Annotated in this window: 2 protein-coding genes; both read right to left on the bottom strand. The window is 47.0% G+C overall.

Going from position 1 to position 897, the window contains the following annotated elements:
• Positions 1-14: 14 nt before the first annotated feature.
• The gene (locus tag ACFINZ_RS10180; protein ID WP_375701448.1) at positions 15-632 is read right to left on the bottom strand and encodes a regulatory protein GemA; all 618 of its coding nucleotides are present in this window, start codon (positions 630-632) and stop codon (positions 15-17) included.
• A gap of 10 nt (positions 633-642) precedes the next feature.
• On the bottom strand, positions 643-897 hold a 255-nt coding region (locus tag ACFINZ_RS10175), incomplete at its 5' end, for a DUF3164 family protein (protein WP_375701447.1).

The following is an 897-nucleotide window of genomic DNA, read 5'->3' as shown; positions in this document are numbered from 1 at the left end:
TCTTGCATACATGCTTACCCCTCGCTTTTAACACCTTTACGGATTTTCCGCCCCCAAACATTCATCACTTCTCTAAAATCGCCCCCACTCATCTCACCCAAAGCTTTACCACTTAACGCCATAACACTTTGGTGAAAAGCCCCAAGATCAAACACAGCATCGGGATTCAAACACTTCCATTGGGCACACAAAATGGAAATGCTTGGTTTATTCCTCCATGAATCTTCGCGGTTTTTCCCTTTCCAGTCAACCCCACCCTCACGCTGCAACCAACCTTTCAACGCCTCAATAGCTCTGCATGCATCATCGCTATCGCGTAAAAAGCGAATATGATCAATCCCTGTCTGTCTTTTCACAAAGGCAAGCAACGCCTTGTCTGAACGATCACGAATAATGCCAAGATTCCACCCAGCAATCCAAAGCGCCTGGAGCTTCTTGGCATATTTACCCTCTAAACGCTTCCCATTCGGCTTAAAACCAAACGCTTTCATTTCAGCGATAACCAAGTGCTTTTCTGAAAAATTCAAATCTTTCGCCGATTGCTTGCCTGTCAAGCGATAGAGCAGTGCGCGATAGGTCTCATCATCAAGACCTAACGCGCGTTTTCCCATATGAAGGACAGCTAAAGACATCTCACCCCCCTCATGTCTTCGCCAGATCAATGGTCACAGCACGCCAAGCGCTTTCTAGGCTATCACGCTCATAAAAACGCACATATTCCTTAGATGTCGTCACACGGATCGCTTCACGAATGGCACGCATCGCCTCTTTCCAGCGTGGATCATCAATATCCAAACGCAACAGCATAAAGATCTCGCCCCGATTCACCTTGCCTTCTTTATCCGTATTAAAAGCACGCGTAATAATCGCACGGATTTCAGGGCGTGCATCCGCAGA

It is taken from the genome of Bartonella sp. AA81SXKL, assembly GCF_042196945.1.
GTDB lineage: Bacteria > Pseudomonadota > Alphaproteobacteria > Rhizobiales > Rhizobiaceae > Bartonella.
The sequence above is the reverse complement of the archived record's forward strand: the minus strand, read 5'-3'. Positions and strand labels throughout refer to the sequence as shown.